Consider the following 24,090-nt stretch of genomic DNA (forward strand, 5'->3'; position numbering starts at 1 on the left):
CGGTCTTGCTGACACAAAAGACGTGGCAAAACCGATCGAGGAGGCTGGCTTGATCCGGCACATTGTTTTCTTCAGCGCGCGACGCACAGAGGATGTCGAAGCCGTGCGCACGGGCTTGCTGGCGCTGGGCAGCATCCCGCATTCCAGCCTCTTCGAAGTGACGCTCAACACCAAAGTCGATCCGCTTTCAGACGCGATCGACGTGGTTGTCTATGCCGAGTTCAGGGATGACGCGGCTCTTGCCGCCTACAAGGCCCACCCGCTCTATGCCGAGACGACCAGCAAGGTCAAACCATTGCGCGAATTGCGCTACTCGGCCGATGTCGTGTCGGCGGCCTGACTGAGCGCCTGCCTCTGCCGGCGCCCGGCGAAATAGCCGGGCAGCACCCCAAATCCTCCGGGCAGGTTGCCAGCTTTGCGCCAGGCTTTCATTTCCGCCAGGGCGGTGCCGAAATGCCCCTGAGCCACCGCCTTCACGACGCCGCGAACCGTAAGGTAGCTGAGAATGGAGCGGTAGCCGGGTGCCTGATAGTCCGGGCAGCGAGCAACAAAATCATCCAGTCCTTCGATGTAGCCGGCATGAGCGTGTGATATCGAGTTGGCTTCCCGATACTTGATGACGTCGGCCGCATTGCCGAAGGCGATGCGATGCTGCCTGCTCAGCCTTATCAGAAACTCGCGGTCCTGGTGGCGATTGAGATCCGGATCGTATCCGCCGACCGACGCAAAAGCGGTCCGGCGAACGGTGACGGTCGAGTTGGTCAGGGGAACACAATGGCAGAACAAGAGCTGCCGCAGCCTTTCTCCTTCGGGTGTGCGGCCGGGCATTTTGTGCAGGCGTCGATACTCCTTCGCAACATCACTGAAGCCGTCGATGGTGCAGGCGATGTCGGGATTTGCATCGAAGAAGGCGATCAGCCTGTCGATGCGTCCGGGGCAGAAGGCATCGTCGGAATCGAGAAAGGCAATGAGCGGCGCGCTGCTCAATGCAGCCCCTTGGTTGCGCGCCCGGTTGGCGCCGCCCGGTGCCGACAGGCGGCGCCAGGCCAGGCGCGGATCGTCGAGCGAAGCCAGATAGCTTTCGGTGTCATCCAGCGAACCGTCGTCGACAACGATCAGTTCGATGTCCGTCCTTGAAATGGACAGAACCGATGCCAGCGTGCGGGGCAGGCTTTCCCGCCGATCCCTCGCCGGAACCACGACGGCAAGCCTGGGGCCCGGGAAGCCCTCTTGTGCGGCTGGAAAGGAGGTTGGCAAGACTGTCACAGGGCAAACTCATACATGTTTGTGCGGGTACAGCCAAAGCCTGCTTTGAACGCCTCGTCGCCGATGGTGAAGTCGAACATCGTGCCGCCATCGGCGGCCCAGGCCGCCATGACACGGTCGAGCGCGACGCGGCCTGGCGAAAATCGGGCATAGGCGGCGTAGTCGCAGGCGAGCAAAATGTAGTAGAAGCGCGCGCCGTCGATCAGGCCGAAGACGATGGCAACGGTGCCATTGCGGGACGCGAGGCGCCAGGTTCGCGCCAGCCCGCAACGCGCTCCGTTGGTGGCGACGTCGATGTAAAATTGCAGGCCATGTGCCGTCTGCAGCGGATCGTCCGGAAAACGCCCGGCGCGGAAATCACGGGCGGCAATCATGACGTCACGCACATCGTCCGGTTCCACCAGTTCCAGCCAAAGCCCGCCTGCCTCAGCCAGCTTGCGCGCCTTGCCGTCAAGCTCTGCCGCATGGCGGGCGCGTAGATTGGTGCGTCGCCATTCGGGATAGGGAAAGCCGTAGCCGACCGCATGGGCACCGAAGCCGAGCGCCTGGGGCTCGCTCCCCAGCAATGAGCGCCACTGCTGCAAATGGTCATGATGAACCGGGCCTATGTTCAGCCCGGCATGGGGACCAAGGATGTCACGAAAACGCCGCGCGGTTTCACCGCCAAGGTCGGTGCCGTCGGCGACAACCGGGCAAGCATAGTCGGTGACGCCGAGAAAGGCATATTCGATCCTGTCCAATCCCTCTTCCATCTTGCGCCGAACCAGTGGCACGACCATGCGGAGTTGGCCGTCCGTGTCGCGGCCCGTCACCACCAGCGGCTCGGCGTTGTGCGCAGGCGCGATGTGACGATAGAAGGCGAGCAGCCAGTCCGGACGCTGGAAGGCAGTCGCTCGTGCGTCGCTGAAAAGCCGGTGGAATTCGCTTGAGCCGAAATCGAAGCGGTCGGTCGCATTGAGAGCGATCGGCCCATGCGCTGCGTCTATCTCTCGCCTGACAAGATCAAGCACGCTTCAGCCCTAGGAAAAGCCGCCTGAACACTTGCTGCGGCAGAAGTGCGGGATCGTCAAGCACGATGCGGCGGCCGGTCGGCATTGCGATGGCGCGCAACGCCCCATACAGCCGGTCTTCACTCAACCGCTGCGTCTCGACCCTGGCGGGGAATGTCTCGCGATAGAGCGTTCTGTGCGAGGCGTGGGCCGGGTTGGTGTTGATCTCGAAAATCTGCGGACGCCCGTCGACCAGTGAAAAGTCGGCGCGGCCATAGTCGATGCCGGCAAGATCGTAAGCTTGCCGCAGCACACCCTCATAGAGATTGTCGACGACGAAGCGGCGCTCATTCTCGACGAAGGTGGCAAACATCGGATGGTCGAGCACACGCTGTTCATCCTGCACGTCCTTGGCCACCCAGCGGAAGTCGACGACGTTGTGATGCGCGATCAGGCGGTAGCCGGCACGATAGGTGGCGAAACGCTGCCAGACGCCGGGGCTGACCTCCTGGCCGGCATATTCGATGACCAGCTTGCCGGCCAGCGGGATGCCGTTTGCCTTCATTCGGCCGATCGTTGCATCGAGCGCCTGCTGGTCGGCAATCAACTCGAAATCGGAGGAGATGTGGTCGAACTCATTGCGGATGAAAACCGGGAAGGAGTCCGGCTGCGGCTGGTTTTCGCAGCGCCATGCCGAGAAACGATTGATCCCGGCCTGCTTCAAGGCTTTCAGCAGGTCATAGCGGCTGCGCACACGGGCCGGGTGGTTGAGCACGCGGGCCCCGCCTTGCTCGAGTTTGTTGGCGACCCTGGCGGCCAGCGCGATCTCGAAATTCGACAGCCGCTCGTGATCGGTGAACACCCATGTGCCGGAGCGCAACTCCTTCTGCCGGAACAGGCGTTCGTAGCTCCATGAGCGCGCGTCGCGCAACTGACGGACCAGATGGCGGACCGTGTAGGCGTGGCTGCGCGTGGTGACGAAATTGATCAAGCAGCGTCCGGCGAACCGCCGCCCTCCTGCAGCGCCAGTGCCTTGGCCCGGCTTGGTGATTGGCTTTCTGAACCCGAAAGAATGGAAGCGTAGAGGTCTAGGTTGAGGGCAACCGCCGAACGCAGCGAGAAATCCCTTGCCCGTTGCTGTCCCCGCTCGACCAGGACACGCCGCGCCTCGCTGTCGGCAAGGAGTTTAAGCGTGCGGTCAATCATGTCTTGCCGCCGTGCTTCGGGCACCAGCGCCAACGCCTCAGGGCTACCGGCAACGTCGACGACACCGCCGACGGCATAGGCTACGGCGGGAACTCCTGCGGCCATCGCTTCGAGCAGGACACTGCCCAACACTTCGCGTCGCGACGGCAAGACCATGACATCGGAGATTCCGAGCGCCTTCTTCACCTCGGCCGGCGAGACAAAGCCGGTTATGGTCCACCAGCCGGGCCGCGAAATCGCCGCGAGTACCTTTTCCAGTTTGCGCCGGTCGGGTCCGTCGCCGCAGATCAGCAGGAAGGTGCCTTTTGCGGACAGGCGCTCGACGAGGGCCGGCAAATCCTGCCAGCCCTTTTCCGCGCTGATGCGGCCGATGAAACTGACGATGGGTCGTCCGGCCGGAATGCCATGTTCGGCGCGAAACGCTTGCAGCACCTCAGGCGCGATCGGGTGCCGAAAGGCGTCTGCGTCGACCGCATCGGCAATCACCGTCACCTGACCACGATCAAGTCCCATCTCGGTGGCCGCGTTCCTGCCATATCGTTCGGTCAGCGCGACGACCCGGTCGGCCGACTGCAAGGCTGCCCGTTCCAGCCAACGGGTAAGGTCATAGGGCTTGCCCTTGAGCCGCAGTGCTTCCTGCAACCCGGACCACAGCGGCGTGTTCATCGAGACGACCAGCGGTATTTTGAGCATGCTGACGACAATGGCGATAGCCCTGCACCAGATGGAATGGTTGAAGTGGATATGGACGATATCATAGCGGCCGCGGGCGCGAAAAAGCTCGGGCAGTGCCGCCAGAAACCATGTGAAGCAGAGCAAGGGACCGGCCGCGAACTTGGGCAACCAGAAGCCGGCGCATTTGACGCGCAAGCGAGGGGAGAGCTGCGCGTGTCTGGGGCTGCCCGGGATATAGGTCGTGAGCACGGTCTGCACTGCGCCGGCCTTGTCCATGCCTTCGGCGATGGTCCAGGTCTGGTTCTGCAATCCACCAACCGGGTCGAACGCGGCAGGCCAGATGCCCGGCCGATAGAAATGCGGTGTGATCCGCAAAACCCTGAGCATGCCGCTGCCCGTCATCAGTTGCTCTGTTCCAGCCGGTATAAAGGGCAGTGGTCGCGGCTCGAAATCGAATCGCAACTTTGACGACATTCATCCAACGCGAAATTCGGGGCATCCCCCGCGCGGGGGATGCCCTACGTCAAATCGCTTGGCGGCAGAAGGGAAAATCGGGACCATTTCTGGGTGTAGTTGCGCTGTCGCCGGCGGCAGGGATTGCGATCAAGTCTTGAACCGATTTGCGGAATGATGCACATCGCGCCTGCATGATACGAACCATAGCTGCCGGCCCGCTCGATCATCTGGTGCTGCCTACGCAGAGCCTCGATGTGGCTCGAGCCCGGCTCACCTCGCTCGGCTTCGTCGTTGCACCGACCGGCGTCCACCCTTTCGGGACGGAAAACTGCTGTGTTTTCCTCGCCGATGGCACCTATCTCGAACCGCTCGCGGTCGGCAATGAACCGGCAGCGGCGAACGCCATTGCCGAGGGTAACGTCTTTGTCACCCGCGATCGTCTCTATCGCGAGACTTTAGGCGATGAGGGGTTTTCCGCCGTAGTTCTGGGGACCGGCAATGCCGACGCGGATCACGCGCGCTTTGTCGAGGCGGGCCTGTCGGCGGGTGACGAGCTGTGCTTTTCGCGCGCCTTCATAGATACGACGGGAAAGAGCGAAACGGCATCGTTCAAACTGGCCTTCGCAGCTGGCAGCAAGGCGACGGATGCGTTCCTGTTCGCCTGCGAGCGGATCAATGCGCCGAAGATCGACCGCACGGTGCTGCAAGCCCATGCCAATGGCGTGACCGGCATCGTCGAAATCGTGGGGGTCAGCGAATCTCCTGCGCAACAACGCCGCTTGATTGCGATCGCAGCGGGCACCGAGGCGGGAAGCGGCACGGCGTTTGAGCTGTCGAATGCGACCTTGACCGTGCTTGAGCCGGCAGATTTTGCGGCGCGCTTCGGCATTTCGGCCGGCGCACCGTCAAAACTGCGCTTTGCTGCAATCGTCTACTCGGTCCGCAATGTCGGCGTCGTTGCAAAGCTGCTTGCAGCCGGCGCCATCGCACACGACATACGCGGCAATCAGATTGTCGTGCCGCCGGCGCCCGGACAGGGCGCGGGTTTCATTTTCCGGGAGATCGCATGAGCAAGCCCAATTCGTCCGTAAGTGCCGGCAAGGTCGTCTTCGCCAACACCGCGCCGCTGTCGCTGATCGCAGGGCCGTGCCAGCTCGAATCGCGCCAGCATGCTTTCGACATGGCCGGTGCGCTGAAGGAGCTGACCGAGAAGCTCGGCATCGGGCTTGTCTACAAAACCAGCTACGACAAGGCCAACCGCACGTCACTTGGCGGCACGCGCGGCGCCGGGCTTGACGCGGCGCTGCCGGTCTTCGACGATTTGCGCCAGGCGTTTTCGCTGCCGATCCTGACCGACGTTCACACCGAGGAACAGTGTGCAATCGTCGCGCCGCATGTCGACATCCTGCAGATACCGGCCTTTCTCAGCCGCCAGACCGATCTGCTGATCGCCGCGGCAAGGACCGGCAAGGTGGTCAATGTGAAGAAGGGCCAGTTCCTGGCACCCTGGGACATGAAGAATGTCGTCGCCAAGGTCACCGATTCCGGCAATGCCAATGTGCTGGTCACCGAGCGTGGCGCGTCCTTCGGCTACAACACACTGGTGTCGGACATGCGCGCGCTGCCGATCATGGCCGAGATCGGCGCGCCGGTGATTTTCGATGCCACGCATTCCGTGCAGCAGCCCGGCGGGCAGGGCGGTTCCACCGGCGGCGATCGGCGTTTTGTCGAGACGCTGGCGCGGGCGGCGGTGGCGGTCGGCGTCGCCGGCGTCTTCATCGAAACCCATCAGGACCCAGACAACGCCCCTTCCGACGGCCCCAACATGGTTCCGCTCAAGGATCTTCCGGCATTGCTCGAAAGGCTGATGGCGTTCGACCGCGTGGCGAAAGCTCGCTAAGCCGTTAATCATCGTCCTCGCCGGGCCTTCTCATGGTGACCGCGAAAACAGCGTAATAATCCACGCCGGGCATCGGTGCGGTGACGGTCAGGATCCAGCGCACATTACCATGCTGGTGCTCGAAAATCGGCGGTCCCACCGAAGGCAGTGCATCGGCAGGGATGGCGAAGGCGAAAGGAATGCCGGCGCTCGATTGCACCGAACCGCGCAGCACGACCACCTTGTCCTGCCATTTGAGTTCATCCTTGTAGGTGGATTTGGTCCCGGCCGTGGCATTCACGATCGGTCCACCGACGCGGTAGGTGCGGATGCATCGAAGCAGCACGGTGTAGTCGCCGTCGGGCGCCAGGTCGCGGCTCGAGCGGATCATCCCTTCGAAGCGCGTTCCCGGGTTGGCGGGGCCGGCAAGCAGTGTCGTGGCGCCGAATTTGCGGACGCGCAGTGTGTCGCGGATCGCTTTCAGCAGTGCGTAAAGGCCGATGACGGCGAACACGACCGGGACGAAGACGAGCGGATTGAACTCGCGGTCGTTAACATTGAAGTTGAGCGGCAGCTCGAAATACCAAGGGAGCAGGACCGCGATCAGGCCCATGGCGCCGGCAAAGAAATAGCCGCTGGAGGCGTTGGCCGCATTGGCGTCGGCCACCGGGACTGGCGGCTCTGCCATGGTCGGCGTATCGGGCTGTTTGGTCATTGCCACCCCCATGAAACGACCGGACTGCCATTTAATGCCACACAGGTTGGCGTGACAATGGCTGCCGCCGGCTTGTGGTCGGCAAAGGCCGGCTGTACGCTTGCCCGGCAAATAAGCGCCTTGGCAGGAGGAAGCCATGTCTGTCGCCCGCGTCACCGAGATCACGTCGTCATCCAAGAAAGGCTTTCAGGACGCCATCGAGAAGGGAATTGCGCGCGCCTCGAAGACTTTGAAAAACGTCGAAGGCGCCTGGATCCAAGACCAGAAGATCGTCGTTGAGGATGGCAAGATCGCTGCTTACCGCGTCAACATGAAGGTCACTTTCATCCTCGCCGAATGAGCGCTTAGCGCTTAAAAAAGTCGGGAACTTTCGCCTGCGCCCCTCATTGTCGGTCCTACGACTACTACAAGGTCATGCCCTACTGGCATTGACCGGCTGACCGACCGCCAGCCGGAATCGAAAAGGCCCCCGGCAAACCGGGGGCCTTTCTTACGTGCGGGGGCTCTACTCAGCCGCCCGGAGGGTTGATAGCTGCATGGCGCCCTGCGGCGACTGCTGACTGTCGCACGACGTCAGGAACGCCGTCGCGATCAGGAACAAACTCACGATACCGCTCAACTGGGACATGGCGAAACTCCTCCTGTTTCGCCCCGCGCAGGTGCGAGCTTAGACCACAAACCAGCCTGCCGTGCATGACTTATAATGACAGCGATTTGCGCTTCGTGAGTCGGTCGAGCAAACGTGACGGCAATATTTGCGAGTGCCCGATTGCGTTTTGCAGCACTTTGGCTAAGAGGGGCGCGACGCTTTCAATCGATCAATCGGGGACATCGCAATGACCGCCATCATCGACATTGTCGGGCGTGAAATCCTGGATAGCCGTGGCAATCCGACCGTCGAGGTCGACGTGGTGCTCGAAGACGGCTCGATGGGCCGTGCAGCTGTACCGTCAGGCGCCTCCACCGGCGCCCATGAAGCCGTTGAACTTCGCGACGGCGGCGCCCGCTACCTCGGCAAGGGCGTGCTTGGGGCCGTCGAGGCCGTGAATGGCGAGCTGTTCGAGGCGATCGGCGGCATGGAAGCCGAAAACCAGATCCATATCGACCAGACGATGATCGAGCTCGACGGCACGCCCAACAAGAGCCGGCTCGGCGCCAACGCCATTCTCGGTGTGTCGCTGGCGGTGGCCAAGGCGGCCGCGGGCGCCTCCGGACTGCCGCTCTATCGCTATGTCGGCGGCGCCAAGGCGCATATCCTGCCGGTGCCGATGATGAACATCATCAATGGCGGCGCGCATGCCGACAACCCGATCGATTTCCAGGAATTCATGATCATGCCGATCGGCGCGCCGACGCTGCGCGAGGGTGTGCGCTGGGGCTCGGAGATCTTCCACACGCTGCGCAAGAAGCTGAAGGACGCCGGCCACAACACCAATGTCGGTGACGAGGGCGGCTTCGCTCCCAATCTGAAGAGCGCGCCGGTAGCGCTCGACTTCATCATGGAATCGATCGAGAAGGCCGGCTTCAAGCCGGGCGAGGACATCGCGCTCGGCCTCGACTGCGCCGCGACCGAGTTCTTCAAGGACGGCAATTACGTCTATGAAGGCGAGAAGAAGAGCCGCGATCCCAAGGCGCAGGCCAAGTACCTGGCCAAGCTTGCCGCCGACTATCCGATCATCTCGATCGAAGACGGCCTGGCCGAGGACGACTGGGAAGGCTGGAAGTACCTGACCGACCTGATCGGCAAGAAGACGCAGCTGGTCGGCGACGATCTGTTCGTCACCAATACGGCGCGGCTGCGCGACGGCATCCGCATGGGGGTCGCCAATTCGATCCTGGTCAAGGTCAACCAGATCGGCTCGCTGACCGAGACGCTCGACGCCGTCGAGACCGCCCACAAGGCCGGCTACACCGCCGTCATGTCGCACCGCTCGGGCGAAACCGAGGATTCGACCATCGCCGATCTCGCAGTCGCCACCAATTGCGGGCAGATCAAGACCGGTTCGCTGTCGCGCTCCGACCGCATGGCCAAGTACAACCAACTCATCCGCATCGAGGAAGAACTGGGCAAGCAGGCGCGCTATGCCGGCAAGTCGGTTGTGAAAAGCTGATCCCGGAAAAATATCCGGAATGACGAGGGCGGGAACATTCCCGCCCTTTTTCGTGTCTGGCACGCCAAATCCGGAAGTCCGTAACCGTCCATTAAGCACAATCGGGCGAGATGGGGTGGCAGAGGATTGGGATCATGTGGACACGCCAGCACAAGCAGAGAAACACCGGCCGGCTGATCATCCCGTCGCTCTGCGTGGCGTTCCTGGCTTATTTCGGCTTCCACGCCTATCATGGTGAGTTCGGCATCTATTCCAAATATCAACTCGAAGCACAGACCGTCGAACTGCAAGGCAAGCTTGACACCATCAAGGCGCGCCGGGTCGATCTGGAGCGGCGCGTGCAGCTGATGCATGAGGGCACGCTGGAGAAGGACATGCTTGACGAGCAGGCGCGCAAGGCGCTCAATCTGTCCCAGGCCGACGAAATCACCATCATGTTGCCGGCTTCCTCGAAATAACTCGATTTCAGTTAATCGCTGTTATATCAAATGATTTTAATCGCTTAGACGCATGACAGCCATGCATTTTTCTGCATGGCGAAACGCTTTCTCGCGTGTTAGCCTCACACAAATCGGTGGGGAGAGCTGATCTCCCCCGGAGCAGATTTCATCTTGCTCCAGTGTCCACAAAGAGACGCCAACAGGGAGTGATGCATGGCCACCGCCGCCAGAAAAGCGCCTGCCAAATCGACAAAAATTTCGGGTCTTTCCGCCCCCAAGCCAGCTGATTTCAGCAAGGACGAGGAGGTTGCCGCCTACCGGCACATGCTGCTCATCCGCCGCTTCGAGGAAAAGGCCGGCCAGCTCTATGGCATGGGCTTCATCGGCGGTTTCTGCCACCTCTATATCGGCCAGGAAGCGGTCGTCACCGGCATGAAGATGGCGCTGATCGATGGCGATCAGATGATCACCGCCTATCGCGACCACGGCCACATGCTGGCGATGGAGCTGTCGCCGCGCGGCGTCATGGCCGAGCTGACCGGGCGCCGTGGCGGCCTGTCGCGGGGCAAGGGCGGCTCCATGCACATGTTCTCCAAGGAGAAGCATTTTTACGGCGGCCACGGCATTGTCGGTGCACAGGTGTCGCTCGGCACGGGCCTGGCCTTCGCCAACCGCTACCGCGACAACAACAATGTGTCGCTGACCTATTTTGGCGATGGCGCGGCCAACCAGGGCCAGGTCTATGAAAGCTTCAACATGGCCTCGCTGTGGAAGCTGCCGGTGATCTACATCATCGAGAACAACCGCTACGCCATGGGCACTTCGGTGTCGCGCTCGTCGGCCGAAACGAATTTTTCGCATCGCGGCGCCTCGTTCAAGATTCCCGGCATTCAGGTCGACGGCATGGATGTGCGTGCGGTCAAAGCCGCCGGCGATCAGGCGACCGAATGGTGCCGCGCCGGCAATGGACCGATCATCCTCGAGATGCAGACCTATCGCTATCGCGGCCACTCGATGTCGGATCCGGCCAAATACCGCTCTAAGGAAGAAGTGCAGAAGATGCGCTCCGACCATGATCCGATCGAACAGGTCAAGGCGCGCCTGATCGCCAAGAAGTGGGCCGACGAGGACCAGCTCAAGACCATCGACAAGGAGGTCCGCGACATCGTCGCCGACGCCGCCGAATTTGCCCAGAACGATTCAGAGCCGGATCCGTCCGAGCTCTGGACCGACATCGTATTGTAACGGGAGGGCAAGGACATGCCGATCGAAATTCTCATGCCCGCTCTCTCGCCGACCATGGAAGAGGGCAATCTTTCCAAGTGGTTGAAGAACGAAGGCGACAAGGTCGTCGCCGGCGACGTGATCGCCGAGATCGAGACCGACAAGGCGACGATGGAAGTCGAAGCCGTCGACGAAGGCACGCTGGCCAAGATCGTGGTTCCCGCCGGCACCGAAGGCGTCAAGGTCAATGCCGTGATCGCCGTGCTTGCGGTTGAAGGCGAAGACACCGACCAGGCCGGGGAAGGCATCGGCGAAGAGCCCGCCAAGCCTGAGGTGGCGGCGCCTGCTGCTGCCAAGAGCGAGGCCGCGGCACCTGTCGCTGCGGCGCCGAAGACCGAGATCGCCGCCGATCCGGATATCCCTGCCGGCACCGAAATGGTCTCGACCACGGTGCGCGAGGCGCTGCGTGACGCGATGGCCGAGGAAATGCGCCGCGACGGTGACGTCTTCGTCATGGGCGAGGAGGTCGCCGAATACCAGGGCGCCTACAAGATCACGCAAGGGCTGCTGCAGGAATTCGGACCCCGGCGTGTCGTCGACACGCCGATCACCGAGCACGGCTTTGCCGGCGTTGGCGTCGGTGCTGCAATGGCAGGTCTGAGGCCGATCGTCGAATTCATGACCTTCAACTTCGCCATGCAGGCGATCGACCAGATCATCAACTCCGCCGCCAAGACGCTCTATATGTCCGGCGGCCAGATGGGCGCGCCGATCGTCTTCCGTGGACCGAATGGTGCGGCCGCCCGCGTCGCCGCCCAGCATTCGCAGTGCTACGCCGCCTGGTACAGCCATATTCCCGGTCTTAAGGTGGTGATGCCCTACACGGCGGCTGACGCCAAGGGCCTGCTGAAGGCCGCCATCCGCGACCCGAACCCGGTCATCTTCCTCGAGAACGAAATCCTCTACGGTCAGTCCTTCGACGTGCCGAAGCTCGACGATTTCGTGCTGCCGATCGGCAAGGCGCGCATCCACAAGACTGGCAAGGACGTCACCATTGTCTCGTTCGGCATCGGCATGACCTACGCAGTCAAGGCGGAAGCTGAATTGCGCGCCATGGGCATCGACGTCGAGATCATCGATCTCAGGACCATCCGTCCGCTCGATCTCGACACGATCATCGCCTCGGTCAAGAAGACCAACCGCCTGGTGGTGGTGGAAGAAGGCTATCCGCAGAGCTCGGTCGGCGACCACATCGCCAACCAGGTGTCGCAGCGCGCCTTCGACTTCCTCGACGCGCCGGTGATCACCATTGCCGGCAAGGACGTGCCGATGCCTTATGCAGCGAACCTCGAAAAGCTGGCCTTGCCGAATATCGGCGAGGTGGTCGAGGCCGTCAAAGCCGTCACGTATCGCTAGGATACAGCGCCTATGCCGTCCTTCTGGGTTCTGGCCGCCGTTATTGTCCCCACCGTCGCCGTGGCCTTTTTCGTGCGCCGCATGACCGGGAAGTTCGATGCGGTTTTGCTGATGCTCAGCGGGGCCGCTTCGCTTGTCCTGGCAATCGTTGCAACCGGTTCCGCACAACTTGATCAGACCGGTGGCATGATGAGCCTCGAAATGAGCAAAAACAGCTTCCATTTCGGGTTCTTGCCACCTGTGTTCATCGTCGCCACGCTGACCGTCATGCGCGGCCTGTTCAAATTCATTCAGGAGTGAGCGATGCCCATCAACATCACCATGCCGGCACTCTCGCCAACGATGGAAGAAGGCAATCTTTCCAAATGGCTCGTGAAAGAGGGCGACAAGGTTTCGCCCGGCGACGTGATTGCCGAGATCGAGACCGACAAGGCGACGATGGAAGTCGAGGCCGTCGATGAAGGCACGGTTGCCAAGCTGGTCGTTCCCGCGGGCACCGAGGGCGTCAAGGTCAACGCGCTGATCGCCATTCTTGCCGGCGAAGGCGAGGATGCCGGTGCCGCGGCAAAGGGCGGTGGCAGTGCCGCGCCTAAGGCCGAGGCGCCGAAAGCCGATGCGCCCAAGGCTGAAGCATCGAAGCCGGAAGCTGCGGTGGCGCCTGCGCCGGCGAAGGCGGCTCCGGCCGCCAATGGTCGTGCAAGCGGCGAGCGCTCCTTTGCTTCGCCACTGGCTCGTCGCATCGCAAAGGACGCCGGCGTCGATGTGTCTGCCGTCACCGGCACCGGCCCGCATGGCCGTGTCGTCAAGGCCGATGTCGAGGCAGCGATTGCCGGCGGCGGCGCCAAGGCAGCGCCTGCCGCGAAAGCAGCGACTGCTGGTGCACCAGCGCCTGCTGCTGCAGCACCCGCGCCAAAGGCGATGTCGGACGAACAGGTGCTGAAACTGTTTGCCGAAGGCTCCTACGACCTCGTCCCGCACGACAATATGCGCAAGACCATCGCGCGCCGCCTGGTCGAGGCCAAGAGCACCATCCCGCATTTCTACCTGACGCTCGATTGCGAGCTCGATGCGCTTCTCGCGCTGCGCACGCAGCTCAATGCCGCTGCCCCGGTGAAGAAGACCGAGAAGGGCGAAGTGCCGGCCTACAAGCTGTCGGTCAACGACATGGTGATCAAGGCGATGGCGCTGGCGCTGAAGGCGGTGCCGGATGCCAATGCGTCCTGGACCGACAGCGCCATGGTCAAGCACAAGCATACCGATGTCGGCGTTGCCGTGTCGATCCCCGGCGGACTGATCACGCCGATCATCCGGCACGCGGACGAAAAGACGCTATCGGTCATTTCCAACGAGATGAAGGACCTGGCCAGCCGCGCCCGCAGCCGCAAGCTGAAGCCTGAGGAGTATCAGGGCGGCACCACGGCGGTGTCCAATCTGGGCATGTTCGGCATCAAGGACTTTGCCGCCGTGATCAACCCGCCGCATGCGACGATCCTGGCGGTGGGTGCCGGCGAGCAGCGCGCGGTAGTCAAGAACGGCGAGATCAAGGTTGCCACTGTCATGTCGGTGACGCTGTCGACCGATCACCGCGCCGTCGATGGCGCGCTCGGCGCCGAACTGCTGGTCGCCTTCAAGCGACTCATCGAAAACCCGATGGGCATGCTGGTCTAGGAAGGAAAAGGGCGGTGCGGAAATTCGTCACCAGCCTTTTTGCCCTGATCCTTTCCGGCCTGGCCGGCGGGCTGGTGGCTCAGGAACTGGCCGTGATCACCAATGCGCAGGAAGAATACATCCTCGTCTTCATGGCTTCGGTGTTGGTGACCTGCATCGTCAGCTTTGTCTTCTTCGTCGCGCAGTTCATGACCGATCCGGTGGCGGCCGTGGCAAGGGCGGGCAGGTGGTCGCTGATCGTCTTCGCGGTATTGATTGCCCTGCTGGTCGCCTTGATCCTCTACGCCGACAGCAGTGCGGCGGTGGTGAACAAGGACATTCCGATGGTTGCCGGCCTTGGCCTGCCGGGTCTGGTGACAATCGTGGTGCAATGGCTGTTCGTACGCTGGCGTGTAAGACGCGGGCTGGTCAAGGCAGAGGCAAGCGCATGAAAACCATTCTCTGCTACGGCGATTCCCTGACCTGGGGCTATGACGCGGCGAGCCTCGGCCGCCATGCGCTGGAAGACCGCTGGCCGAGCGTGCTGCAGGTAGCGTTGGGCGGCGATGTCGAAATAATCGCCGAAGGCCTGAACGGTCGCACCACCGCGTTCGACGATCATCTGGCCGGTGCCGACCGCAACGGCGCAAGGGTGCTGCCGACAGTCCTGACGACGCATGCGCCGCTCGACCTGATCGTCATCATGCTCGGCGCCAACGACATGAAGCCGTGGATCCATGGCAATCCGGTCGCGGCCAAGCAAGGCATCCAGCGGCTGATCGACATCGTGCGCGGTCACGACTATCCGTTCGACTGGGCCGCACCGCAGATCCTGATCGTCGCGCCGCCCGCGGTCAGCCGCACTGACAATGCCGAATTCAAGGAAATGTTTGCCGGCGGCGACGAAGCCTCAAAGCGGCTGGCGCCGCAATATTCCGCGCTTGCCGACGAGGCCGGCTGCGGCTTCTTCGATGCCGGTACGGTAGCGACGACCACGCCTCTCGATGGCGTGCATCTCGACGCTGAAAACACGCGCAACATCGGCAACGCGCTGGCGCCGCTGCTGCGCGTGATGCTGGAACTCTAGCGAAAGAAAATCAGGGAGAAAACCCGTGGCTGAATCCTACGACGTCATCATCATCGGCTCCGGTCCCGGCGGCTATGTCACGGCGGTGCGTTCCGCGCAGCTCGGCTTCAAGACGGCGATCGTCGAGCGTGAGCATCTCGGCGGCATCTGCCTCAACTGGGGTTGTATTCCGACCAAGGCGCTGCTGCGCTCGGCCGAGATCATGCACTATTCCGATCATCTGAAGGACTATGGCTTGAAGCTCGACGGCAAGGTCAGCGTCGACACCGCTGCCGTGGTCGACCGCTCGCGAAAAGTCTCGCTGCGGCTGAATGGCGGTGTTTCCTTCCTGATGAAGAAGAACAAGGTCGACGTCATCTGGGGCGAGGCCAAGTTCTCGAAGCCGGGCGAGATCATCGTCTCCCAGACGGCCAAGAAGCCGATGCAGCCGCAGCCGCCGGTGCCGAAGGGCGTCAAGGGCGAGGGCACCTACACCGCCAAGCACATCATCCTGGCGACAGGCGCCCGGCCGCGGGCGTTGCCCGGCATCGAGCCGGACGGCAAGCTGATCTGGACCTATTTTGAGGCGATGGTGCCGAAGGAGATGCCGAAATCGCTGCTGGTGATGGGCTCCGGCGCCATCGGCATCGAGTTCGCTTCCTTCTACCGCACCATGGGCGCGGAGGTGACGGTGGTCGAACTATTGCCGGCGGTGATGCCGGTCGAGGATGCCGAGGTCTCGAAATTCGCGCAGAAGCAGTTCGAGAAGCAAGGCATGAAGATCATCCTCGAAGCCAAGGTGACCAAGGTCGAGAAGGGTGCGAATTCGGTCACCGCGCATGTCGAGATGAAGGACGGCAAGGTCGAGAAGATCACCGCCGACCGCATGATCTCGGCCGTCGGCGTACAAGGCAATATCGAGGGCCTCGGGCTGGAAACGCTCGGCGTGAAGACCGAGCGCGGCTGCATCGTCGTCGATGGTTATGGCAAGACCAATGTGCCCGGCATCTACGCCATCGGCGACGTCGCGGGACCACCGATGCTCGCCCACAAGGCCGAGCATGAGGGCGTGATCTGCGTCGAAAAGATCGCAAATGTACCCGGCGTGCATGCCATCGACAAGCTGAAGATCCCCGGCTGCACCTATTGCAACCCGCAGGTCGCCTCCGTCGGCCTCACCGAAGCCAAGGCAAAGGCCGAGGGCAAGGACATCCGTGTCGGCCGCTTCCAGTTCGCCGCCAATGGCAAGGCGATCGCGCTCGGCGAGGACCAGGGTTTCATCAAGACCATTTTTGACAAGAAGACCGGCCAGCTGCTCGGCGCGCATATGGTCGGCGCCGAAGTGACCGAGCTGATCCAGGGTTTTGTCGTGGCGATGAACCTCGAAACCACCGAGGAAGAGCTGATGCACACCATCTTCCCGCATCCGACACTGTCGGAGATGATGAAGGAGAGCGTGCTCGACGCCTATGGCCGCGCGCTCAACGCATGATAAATTGCTGCCGCGAGACTCAGACGCATGCGCTGGAGGAACCTTACGGCAAGGCAGTTCGTTTCCGGATGCATTTTTACCTGACACAGGAGGAGTTGGCATATGGACGTGAATGGCGTGGGCTGGATTGCGGCGATCATCATCGGCGGGTTGGCCGGGTGGTTCGCCGAGATGGTCATGAAGAGCAACACCGGCATCTTCATGAACATCATTATGGGCATTGTCGGCGCGGTGGTGCTGAATGCAATTCTCAGGGCGCTCAACATCGAACCCTTCGGCGTCGGCTGGTTCGCCTATCTGATCACCGGCTTCATCGGCGCCTGCCTGCTGATCTTTGCTGGGCGGGTCATACGCCGCTAGATCCCGCTATGCGAAAAAGGCTGTGGCGGCATGCGTCGCCGCGGCCTTTTTCTTTGCTTCGAAAAGTCTTAAGTGACGTTCTAGAGGCGAACGCCGACGGGCGGACGCCAACAAGTCAGGTTTGAGATGGTCACTGTTCTCGACACGATCGCCAACGCGCCGCGCCTGCGGCACCCCGAGAAAGCGCACAAGCCCGACCAGGAAGTGCTGCGCAAGCCCGACTGGATCCGCGTCAAGGCGCCGGTGTCCAAGGGCTATGCCGAGACACGCGAGATCGTGAAGTCGCACAAGCTGGTCACGGTTTGTGAAGAGGCGGGCTGTCCCAACATCGGCGAATGCTGGGAGAAGAAGCACGCCACCTTTATGATCATGGGCGAGATCTGCACACGCGCCTGCGCCTTCTGCAATGTCGCCACCGGTATCCCGACCGTGCTCGATGCCGACGAGCCGGCGCGCGTCGCGCACGCTGTGAAGCAGATGGGCCTGACCCATGTCGTCATCACCTCCGTCGACCGTGACGATCTGGCCGACGGTGGTGCCCAGCATTTCGCCGAGGTCATCCGCGCCATTCGCGCGGCAACGCCTTTGACGACCATTGAGATCCTGACGCCCGACTTCCTGCGCAAGGAAGGCGCGCTGGAGATTGTGGTCGCGGCCAAGCCGGACGTCTTCAACCACAATCTGGAGACAGTGCCGTCGAACTACCTGACGGTGCGTCCGGGTGCGCGCTACTTCCACTCGATCAGGCTGCTGCAGCGGGTCAAGGAGCTCGATCCGTCTATCTTCACCAAGTCCGGCATCATGGTTGGGCTCGGCGAAGAGCGGAACGAGATCCTGCAATTGATGGACGATCTGCGCTCGGCCAATGTCGACTTCATGACCATCGGCCAGTATCTGCAGCCATCGAAGAAGCACCATCCGGTCATCCGCTTCGTAACGCCGGAGGAGTTCAAGTCCTTCGAGACGATCGGCCGGACCAAGGGTTTCCTGCTGGTGGCGTCGAGCCCGCTGACGCGCTCGTCGCATCACGCCGGCGACGATTTCGCCAGGCTGCGCGCAGCGCGTGAGGCGCTGCTCAAGAAATCAGCCTAACACGCTGGTTTCATGCCGAAATTCGAAGCCACTCGCCGCGTTTCCCACACGCCGGAGCAGATGTTCGCGCTGGTCGCGGATGTCGAGGCCTATCCCCAATTTCTGCCGCTTTGCGAGGCGCTGACGGTTCGTTCGCGCAAGGAGCGCGACGGCCGCACCATCCTCGTCGCCGACATGACCATCGGCTACAAGGCGATCCGCGAGACGTTTACGACGCAGGTGCTGTTGAAGCCCGACGAGAACGCCATCGACGTCAAATACATCGACGGCCCGTTCAAATATTTGAGCAATGTCTGGCGTTTCGAGCCGGCCGCTGACGGCTGTACCGTGCGCTTCTTCATCGACTACGAGTTCAAGAGCCGCATTCTGGGCGCGGTGATGGGAACCATGTTCGACCGCGCCTTCCGCATGTTCGCCGAGGCTTTCGAGAAGCGCGCCGACGTCATCTATGGAAAGCCAGCTTAACTTGCGCCCAGTGCACGCAACCCGAGTTGCAGCGCGTGCCTCACCGTCTCGTGTCGGATGAATTCGCGACCCTTGTGGCCAAACAGCTGGCGCTCGGCGACAACCGGCTGGCCGGCGAGCGCCAGGCCGAACCAGACAAGACCGACCGGCTTGTCGGCCGAGCCGCCGCTTGGGCCGGCAATGCCGGTAACGGCCAGAGAAAGGCTCGCGCGCGAATGCGCCAGCGCGCCGACCGCCATCTCCAGCACCGTTTCGCGCGAGACGGCACCATGAACGTCGAGCGTGGCGGCGGATACGCCGAGCATCTCCATCTTGGCTTCGTTGGAATAGGTGATGAAACCGCGGTCGACCACCGCGGAGGAGCCGGCAATGTCGGTCAGCGCGGCGATGATCAGGCCGCCGGTGCAGCTTTCGGCCGTCGCCAGCATGATGCCGCGTTGCTGGCACGCCAGGAGCACGGCGTTTGCGAGTTCGGCGTTGCTCATGCGGGGACCTCGCCTGGAAACACCACGCTGGCGGTGGCAATCGCGGCTATGCCTTCCTCGCGGCCGACAAAACCGAGCTTTTCGTTGGTTGTCGCCTTGATCGAGATCCGGTCGCTGGAAATCCCCAGCATCTCCGAAAGGGCTGCCGTCATTGCCTCGCGGTGCGGGCCGACGCGCGGCGACTCGCAGATCAGCGTGATGTCGGCATTGGCGATGCGCCCGCCACGCGCGCGCACCAGCTTTGCCGCGTGCTCCACGAAGATTTTTGAAGCCGCGCCTTTCCATTGCGGGTCGGAGGGCGGGAAATGCGTGCCGATGTCGCCGGCGCCACAGGTGGCGAGCAGCGCGTCGGTCAAGGCATGCAGGCCGACATCGGCATCCGAGTGGCCGGACAGTTTCTGGCCGTGCGGAATGGCAACACCGCAGAGCGTGACATGGTCGCCGGGTTCGAAGGCATGGACGTCATAGCCATTGCCGGTGCGGATGTCGGGAAAACGCGGCCGTTCGCCGGAAAGCCGCTGATCCGCCATCGCAATATCCCTTGCCCAGGTCAGTTTGACATTGTCCGGTGATCCCGGAACGATTTTTACCGGAATATGCGCCCATTCGGCGATCGCGGCGTCGTCGGTGAAATCCGTTTTGCCCAGATGATGGGCCTTTTCGTGCGCAGCCAGGATCGGCCAGAACGGAAAACCCTGCGGCGTCTGCGCGGCATGAAGACCATTTCTGGAAACCGTCTCTTCGATCATGCCGGCGGCCGACTCGCGCTTCAGCGTGTCGGCGACGGGCAGAGCGGGCAGGGCGCCCTGGCGCTCGCCGATCGCCTCGATCGTGCGGTCTATCAGGCCGGCGTCGACGAAGGGACGCACGGCGTCGTGAACGAGAACCCGGCTCGGCGCATGTTCCCTCAGGGCAAGCAGGCCGAGCCGAACCGACGCCTGCCTTGACTCTCCGCCGATGACGGCTGTGACCCGGTCGGCATTTGCGCCTGCCGCGCGGCGGAAAAGCGCGCGGTCGTCGGCATGGATGGCGACAACGACGGGACCGGTTCTCGGATGCGACAGAAACATATCGAGCGTGTGCGCAATGACGGCGCTGCCGCCGATGCTTTGGTACTGCTTTGGTCCATCGGCCTGGCCGGCTCGCGCGCCGCGGCCGGCGGCGACGATGACCACGCCAACTTTGTCGTCTCCCAACGCCTGGTTTTCGCTTGCATCTGTCATGTCGAGACGCTTAGTCGTGGCCAAGGCCGAAGGCCAGCATTTTCCCAAATGCGCCTTAATGTGGCGTCATTCCGCGTTGCACATTGCCGCAGTTCTGGCTAGAGAATGTGCAGCAATTGAACATGCTTGGTTTTTGTGCATGCCTGATGTGACCAAATTGGCTTCGCCACTGGACGTGGGCGGTGTGAGAATCCGCAATCGCGTCTTTCTTGCGCCGATGTCGGGCATCACCGACGAACCCTTCCGGCAGCGCGCCTATGCGCATGGCGCAGGCCTCGTCGTCTCCGAAATGGTGGCCAGTGGTGAGCTTGCCAAGGGCAGGGCGGGCTGCGACTTGCGCATCCGTCACTCCGGTCTGCCGGTTCACATGGTCCAGCTTGCCGGCCGCGAGGCCGCGCATATGGCTGAAGGCGCGCGAATCGCTGCCGGCGAGGGCGCCGACATTGTCGACATCAACATGGGCTGCCCCGCCAAGAAGGTGACGGGCGGCTATGCCGGTTCGGCGCTGATGCGCGATCTCGACCACGCTCTGTCGCTGATCGAGGCCGTGGTTGGCGCCGTCGAGGTCCCGGTCACGGTCAAGATGCGGCTCGGCTGGGACGAAAGCGCGCTCAACGCGCCAATGCTGGCGCGCCGGGCCGAACAGGCCGGTGTCAGGATGGTGACGGTGCATGGCCGCACGCGCTGCCAGTTCTATCAAGGCAAGGCCGACTGGCGCGCCATCGCCCGCATCAAGGACGCTGTGTCGATCCCGGTCGTCGCCAATGGCGATGTCGGCTCGCCGGCAGAGGCCGCCGATATCCTCGACCAGTCGGGCGCCGATGCAGTGATGATCGGCCGCGCTCACTATGGCGCGCCATGGACGGCCGGCAGCATCGCGGCGGCGGCAGCGGGCAATCCAGCCTCCGGCATCCCGGAAAGCCCGGCAGCCATGGCCGACTACATCATCTCGCACTATGAGAACATGCTGACCCTCTATGGCGTCGAGAGCGGCCTGCGTCAGGCACGCAAGCATCTCGGCTGGTATCTCGACCGCCACGCCGCCGGCGTTGCCGACGACCGGCGAAAGGCGATCCTCACCTCGTTCGAACCCGCACGTGTCATCGCTGAGCTGCGCGATGTGTTTTCAAGCGCTGCCGACGCGGTGAAGCTGCGGAGCGCGGCATGAACGCCACTGTGCCACAGGGTGCCGACAAGGCGAACGCCGCCCATATCGTGCTCAACACCATCCGCCGGCCGGTGATCATGGTCGACGCGGAAGGCTTCATCACCTACGCCAATGCCGATGCCGAAGACTTCTTTCGCTCGAGCGCGACCATGCTGGCTCGCAATACACTGCCCAAGCTCATTCCTTTCGGCAGTCCGCTGCTGACGCTTGTCGACCAGGTGCGTGAGCGCTTGGCGCCGGTCAACGAATACCGGGTGGACGTGTCATCGCCACGGCTTGGCATCGAAAAGGTCGTCGACCTCTACGTTGCGCCGGTGCCGGAATTCCCGGGCTCGGTCGTGGTGATGTTCCAGGAACGGTCGATGGCCGACAAGATCGACCGGCAAATGACGCATCGCGGCGCGGCGCGCTCGGTCACCGGCCTTGCCGCCATGCTTGCGCACGAGATCAAGAACCCGCTGTCGGGCATACGCGGTGCTGCCCAGCTGCTCGAACTCTCGGCTTCCGACGAAGATCGCGCGCTGACCCGGCTGATTACCGACGAGACTGACCGCATCGTCTCGCTGGTCGACCGCATGGAGGTGTTTTCCGACGAGCGGCCGATCGACCGCTACCCCGTCAACATCCATGTCGTGCTCGACCATGTGAAGGCGATCGCCAAGAACGGTTTTGCCAAGCGAATCAAGATATTGGAGGATTATGATCCATCATTGCCTCCGGTGTTCGCCAATCGCGACCAGCTGATCCAGGTGTTCCTCAACCTGGTCAAAAACGCCGCCGAGGCGATCGGCAGCGACCCGCAAGGCGAGATCATCCTGTCGACCGCTTTCCGGCCAGGCATCCGCGTTTCCGTGCCGGGGACGCAGGATCGCGTCTCGCTGCCGCTGGAATTCTGCGTGCGCGACAATGGTTCGGGTGTTTCGGAAGACATCCTGCCGATCCTGTTCGACCCGTTCATAACCACCAAGCCGAATGGTTCGGGCCTCGGCCTGGCGCTGGTGGCGAAAATCGTCGGCGAGCATGGCGGCATCATCGAATGCGATTCGACGCCGCGCGGAACCACCTTCCGCATCCTGATGCCGGCCTGGAAAGAAACACCCTACGACGCTGCCGATGATGAAGGCGAAGGAGACCGCAAATGACGGTTCGCGGCAATATTCTCGTCGCCGACGACGATGCAGCCATCCGCACCGTGCTCAATCAGGCGCTGTCGCGCGTCGGCCATGAGGTGCGCGTGACCTCCAACGCCTCGACGCTGTGGCGCTGGGTGGCGGCGGGCGAGGGCGATCTGGTGATCACCGACGTGGTGATGCCCGACGAGAACGCCTTCGACATGCTGCCGCGCATCAAGAAGGCACGGCCGGAACTGCCGGTTATCGTCATGAGTGCCCAAAACACCTTTATGACCGCGATTCGCGCCTCCGAAACCGGCGCTTACGAGTATCTGCCGAAGCCGTTCGACCTGACCGAGCTGCTCAACATCGTCAACCGGGCGCTGTCCGAGCCGAAGCGGCCGAAGATTGACACGGGACCGGCCGAGCAGCTGGAAACGATGCCGCTGGTCGGCCGCTCGGCGGCCATGCAGGACATCTACCGCATGCTGGCGCGCATGATGCAGACCGACCTGACGGTGATGATCTCAGGCGAGTCGGGCACCGGCAAGGAACTCGTCGCCCGGGCGTTGCACGAATATGGCCGCCGCCGTGGCGGCCCGTTCGTGGCCATCAACATGGCGGCGATCCCACGCGACCTGATCGAATCGGAACTGTTCGGCCACGAGAAGGGCGCCTTCACCGGCGCACAGAACCGTTCCACCGGCCGTTTCGAACAGGCTGAAGGCGGCACGCTGTTCCTCGACGAGATCGGCGATATGCCGATGGAAGCGCAGACGCGGCTGCTGCGCGTGCTGCAGCAGGGCGAATACACCACGGTCGGCGGACGCACGCCGATCAAGACGGATGTGCGCATTGTCGCGGCCACCAACAAGGACCTGCGAACGCTGATCAACCAGGGGCTGTTTCGCGAGGATCTTTTCTACCGCCTGAACGTCGTGCCGCTGAGGCTGCCGGCGCTGCGCGAGCGGTCCGAGGATGTTCCCGATCTGGTTCGCCACTTCTTCAAGCTTGGCGCCCTGGAAGGCCTGCAGACCAAGCGCATTTCCTCTGGCGGCATCGAGTTGATGAAGCGCTACCCGTGGCCTGGCAATGTGCGCGAACTGGAAAACCTGGTTCGCCGGCTTGCCGCGCTCTACTCCCAGGACGAGATTTCGGCCGAGATCATCGAAGCCGAACTGAAGACCGGCGAGCGGCCGGTGGTTCCTGGCGGCGGCAACCTCATCCCGGACGACCTGTCCATCGGCCAGGCGGTGGAGCATTTCCTGCAGCGCTATTTTACGTCATTCGCCGGCGAATTGCCGCCTGCCGGTCTCTACCAGCGCATTCTTTCCGAGGTTGAATATCCGCTGGTGCTGGCCTCGATGACGGCAACGCGCGGCAACCAGATCAAGGCCGCGGAATTGCTGGGCCTGAACCGCAACACGCTGCGCAAGAAGATCCGCGAACTCGGCGTCAACGTCTACAAGTCGTCGCGGCAGGTGTAGCGCAGGCTCTTTTCCGGGGATCGAGCGCCGAAAGATTTCCGTCTCGGCCACACTTGTTGCATAATCGCCACAATGCGTTGCATACATCCGACGCAATCAATGGCTCCAGACGGCGA

At 62.5% G+C, this 24,090-nt stretch carries 27 protein-coding genes; 19 read left to right on the forward strand and 8 right to left on the reverse strand.

Annotated elements, in window-relative coordinates; translation table 11 throughout:
• The first annotated feature begins 49 nt into the window (after window positions 1–49).
• Window positions 50–340 (forward strand): Dabb family protein, encoded by a 291-nt coding sequence (locus tag AC1DXU_RS29000; protein WP_477374472.1) that lies wholly within the window; start codon window positions 50–52, stop codon window positions 338–340.
• Here AC1DXU_RS29000 and AC1DXU_RS29005 read toward each other — a convergent pair.
• Genes AC1DXU_RS29005 through AC1DXU_RS29020 form a run of 4 tightly spaced genes read right to left on the reverse strand, consistent with a single transcriptional unit; the run spans window position 310 to window position 4,538 of the window.
• Complete coding sequence (locus tag AC1DXU_RS29005; RefSeq protein ID WP_477374474.1) at window positions 310–1,266, reverse strand: glycosyltransferase family 2 protein; 957 nt, start codon at window positions 1,264–1,266, stop codon at window positions 310–312. The two genes, AC1DXU_RS29000 and AC1DXU_RS29005, sit on opposite strands and share 31 nt — an antisense overlap.
• Complete coding sequence (locus AC1DXU_RS29010) at window positions 1,263–2,276, reverse strand: GNAT family N-acetyltransferase (protein WP_477374476.1); 1,014 nt, start codon at window positions 2,274–2,276, stop codon at window positions 1,263–1,265. Before AC1DXU_RS29010 ends, AC1DXU_RS29005 begins: the two co-directional genes overlap by 4 nt.
• A complete protein-coding gene (locus AC1DXU_RS29015; RefSeq protein WP_477374478.1) occupies window positions 2,269–3,246 on the reverse strand; it encodes a hypothetical protein in 978 nt (325 codons plus the stop codon). The genes AC1DXU_RS29010 and AC1DXU_RS29015 overlap by 8 nt, the downstream gene beginning before the upstream one ends.
• Window positions 3,243–4,538 (reverse strand): glycosyltransferase, encoded by a 1,296-nt coding sequence (locus AC1DXU_RS29020; RefSeq protein WP_477374480.1) that lies wholly within the window; start codon window positions 4,536–4,538, stop codon window positions 3,243–3,245. The genes AC1DXU_RS29015 and AC1DXU_RS29020 overlap by 4 nt, the downstream gene beginning before the upstream one ends.
• Window positions 4,539–4,783: 245 nt before the next feature.
• On the opposite strand from AC1DXU_RS29020, the gene AC1DXU_RS29025 reads away from it, so the two are divergent.
• Window positions 4,784–5,662 carry a VOC family protein gene (locus AC1DXU_RS29025; protein ID WP_477374482.1) on the forward strand — a complete coding sequence of 293 codons (879 nt, stop codon included), beginning with the start codon at window positions 4,784–4,786 and terminating at the stop codon, window positions 5,660–5,662.
• Window positions 5,659–6,492 (forward strand): 3-deoxy-8-phosphooctulonate synthase, encoded by an 834-nt coding sequence (kdsA, locus tag AC1DXU_RS29030; protein WP_477374484.1) that lies wholly within the window; start codon window positions 5,659–5,661, stop codon window positions 6,490–6,492. The genes AC1DXU_RS29025 and kdsA overlap by 4 nt, the downstream gene beginning before the upstream one ends.
• 4 nt (window positions 6,493–6,496) lie before the next feature.
• Here kdsA and AC1DXU_RS29035 read toward each other — a convergent pair whose 3' ends face one another.
• Window positions 6,497–7,351, reverse strand: coding sequence for a hypothetical protein (locus AC1DXU_RS29035; protein WP_477374486.1), 855 nt, complete (start codon window positions 7,349–7,351; stop codon window positions 6,497–6,499).
• Between AC1DXU_RS29035 and AC1DXU_RS29040 the strand changes: the two genes are divergently transcribed.
• The gene (locus tag AC1DXU_RS29040) at window positions 7,323–7,526 is read left to right on the forward strand and encodes a dodecin family protein (RefSeq protein ID WP_477374488.1); all 204 of its coding nucleotides are present in this window, start codon (window positions 7,323–7,325) and stop codon (window positions 7,524–7,526) included. The two genes, AC1DXU_RS29035 and AC1DXU_RS29040, sit on opposite strands and share 29 nt — an antisense overlap.
• Before the next feature lie 165 nt (window positions 7,527–7,691).
• Here the strand turns inward: AC1DXU_RS29040 and AC1DXU_RS29045 are convergent, their stop codons facing one another.
• Window positions 7,692–7,814, reverse strand: coding sequence for a hypothetical protein (locus tag AC1DXU_RS29045; protein ID WP_477374490.1), 123 nt, complete (start codon window positions 7,812–7,814; stop codon window positions 7,692–7,694).
• A gap of 208 nt (window positions 7,815–8,022) precedes the next feature.
• On the opposite strand from AC1DXU_RS29045, the gene eno reads away from it, so the two are divergent.
• The 12 genes from eno (at window position 8,023) to AC1DXU_RS29105 (ending at window position 18,499) form a co-directional block, all read left to right on the forward strand.
• On the forward strand, window positions 8,023–9,297 hold the full coding sequence (gene eno, locus AC1DXU_RS29050; protein WP_477314629.1) for a phosphopyruvate hydratase: 1,275 nt from the start codon (window positions 8,023–8,025) through the stop codon (window positions 9,295–9,297).
• A 134-nt stretch (window positions 9,298–9,431) separates the two neighbouring features.
• Entirely contained in the window at window positions 9,432–9,755 is a 324-nt protein-coding gene (locus AC1DXU_RS29055) for an FtsB family cell division protein (protein WP_477374492.1), read from the forward strand.
• Between the two features lie 195 nt (window positions 9,756–9,950).
• Window positions 9,951–10,982 carry a pyruvate dehydrogenase (acetyl-transferring) E1 component subunit alpha gene (pdhA, locus tag AC1DXU_RS29060; protein ID WP_477374494.1) on the forward strand — a complete coding sequence of 344 codons (1,032 nt, stop codon included), beginning with the start codon at window positions 9,951–9,953 and terminating at the stop codon, window positions 10,980–10,982.
• A gap of 15 nt (window positions 10,983–10,997) precedes the next feature.
• Window positions 10,998–12,377, forward strand: a complete 1,380-nt coding sequence (locus AC1DXU_RS29065; protein ID WP_477374496.1) for a pyruvate dehydrogenase complex E1 component subunit beta — start codon at window positions 10,998–11,000, stop codon at window positions 12,375–12,377.
• Window positions 12,378–12,389: 12 nt separating this feature from the next.
• Entirely contained in the window at window positions 12,390–12,677 is a 288-nt protein-coding gene (locus tag AC1DXU_RS29070) for a hypothetical protein (protein ID WP_477246750.1), read from the forward strand.
• Between the two features lie 3 nt (window positions 12,678–12,680).
• Window positions 12,681–14,045 carry a pyruvate dehydrogenase complex dihydrolipoamide acetyltransferase gene (locus tag AC1DXU_RS29075; protein WP_477374498.1) on the forward strand — a complete coding sequence of 455 codons (1,365 nt, stop codon included), beginning with the start codon at window positions 12,681–12,683 and terminating at the stop codon, window positions 14,043–14,045.
• A gap of 14 nt (window positions 14,046–14,059) precedes the next feature.
• Window positions 14,060–14,476 (forward strand): hypothetical protein, encoded by a 417-nt coding sequence (locus tag AC1DXU_RS29080; protein ID WP_477374500.1) that lies wholly within the window; start codon window positions 14,060–14,062, stop codon window positions 14,474–14,476.
• Window positions 14,473–15,111, forward strand: coding sequence for an SGNH/GDSL hydrolase family protein (locus AC1DXU_RS29085; protein WP_477374502.1), 639 nt, complete (start codon window positions 14,473–14,475; stop codon window positions 15,109–15,111). The genes AC1DXU_RS29080 and AC1DXU_RS29085 overlap by 4 nt, the downstream gene beginning before the upstream one ends.
• 25 nt (window positions 15,112–15,136) lie before the next feature.
• On the forward strand, window positions 15,137–16,582 hold the full coding sequence (lpdA, locus tag AC1DXU_RS29090) for a dihydrolipoyl dehydrogenase (protein WP_477374504.1): 1,446 nt from the start codon (window positions 15,137–15,139) through the stop codon (window positions 16,580–16,582).
• A gap of 102 nt (window positions 16,583–16,684) precedes the next feature.
• Window positions 16,685–16,942: a GlsB/YeaQ/YmgE family stress response membrane protein gene (locus AC1DXU_RS29095; protein WP_477374505.1), complete on the forward strand. Its 258-nt coding sequence runs from the start codon at window positions 16,685–16,687 to the stop codon at window positions 16,940–16,942.
• 126 nt (window positions 16,943–17,068) lie between these two features.
• Window positions 17,069–18,034: a lipoyl synthase gene (lipA, locus tag AC1DXU_RS29100; RefSeq protein WP_477374507.1), complete on the forward strand. Its 966-nt coding sequence runs from the start codon at window positions 17,069–17,071 to the stop codon at window positions 18,032–18,034.
• 12 nt (window positions 18,035–18,046) lie between these two features.
• On the forward strand, window positions 18,047–18,499 hold the full coding sequence (locus AC1DXU_RS29105) for a type II toxin-antitoxin system RatA family toxin (RefSeq protein ID WP_477374509.1): 453 nt from the start codon (window positions 18,047–18,049) through the stop codon (window positions 18,497–18,499).
• Here AC1DXU_RS29105 and AC1DXU_RS29110 read toward each other — a convergent pair.
• Both AC1DXU_RS29110 and AC1DXU_RS29115 read right to left on the reverse strand, forming a co-directional pair.
• Window positions 18,496–18,984 carry a CinA family protein gene (locus AC1DXU_RS29110; RefSeq protein WP_477374511.1) on the reverse strand — a complete coding sequence of 163 codons (489 nt, stop codon included), beginning with the start codon at window positions 18,982–18,984 and terminating at the stop codon, window positions 18,496–18,498. The two genes, AC1DXU_RS29105 and AC1DXU_RS29110, sit on opposite strands and share 4 nt — an antisense overlap.
• Window positions 18,981–20,207, reverse strand: a complete 1,227-nt coding sequence (locus AC1DXU_RS29115) for a bifunctional 2-C-methyl-D-erythritol 4-phosphate cytidylyltransferase/2-C-methyl-D-erythritol 2,4-cyclodiphosphate synthase (protein ID WP_477374513.1) — start codon at window positions 20,205–20,207, stop codon at window positions 18,981–18,983. The genes AC1DXU_RS29110 and AC1DXU_RS29115 overlap by 4 nt, the downstream gene beginning before the upstream one ends.
• Window positions 20,208–20,346: 139 nt before the next feature.
• Between AC1DXU_RS29115 and dusB the strand changes: the two genes are divergently transcribed.
• The 3 genes from dusB to ntrC are packed head-to-tail and all read left to right on the forward strand — an operon-like array spanning window position 20,347 to window position 23,974.
• Complete coding sequence (dusB, locus tag AC1DXU_RS29120; protein WP_477314648.1) at window positions 20,347–21,375, forward strand: tRNA dihydrouridine synthase DusB; 1,029 nt, start codon at window positions 20,347–20,349, stop codon at window positions 21,373–21,375.
• Complete coding sequence (locus tag AC1DXU_RS29125; protein ID WP_477314650.1) at window positions 21,372–22,517, forward strand: two-component system sensor histidine kinase NtrB; 1,146 nt, start codon at window positions 21,372–21,374, stop codon at window positions 22,515–22,517. Before dusB ends, AC1DXU_RS29125 begins: the two co-directional genes overlap by 4 nt.
• Complete coding sequence (gene ntrC / locus AC1DXU_RS29130; RefSeq protein WP_477314652.1) at window positions 22,514–23,974, forward strand: nitrogen regulation protein NR(I); 1,461 nt, start codon at window positions 22,514–22,516, stop codon at window positions 23,972–23,974. The genes AC1DXU_RS29125 and ntrC overlap by 4 nt, the downstream gene beginning before the upstream one ends.
• Window positions 23,975–24,090: the final 116 nt, after the last annotated feature.

Source organism: Mesorhizobium sp. P3_A10 (assembly GCF_056403175.1).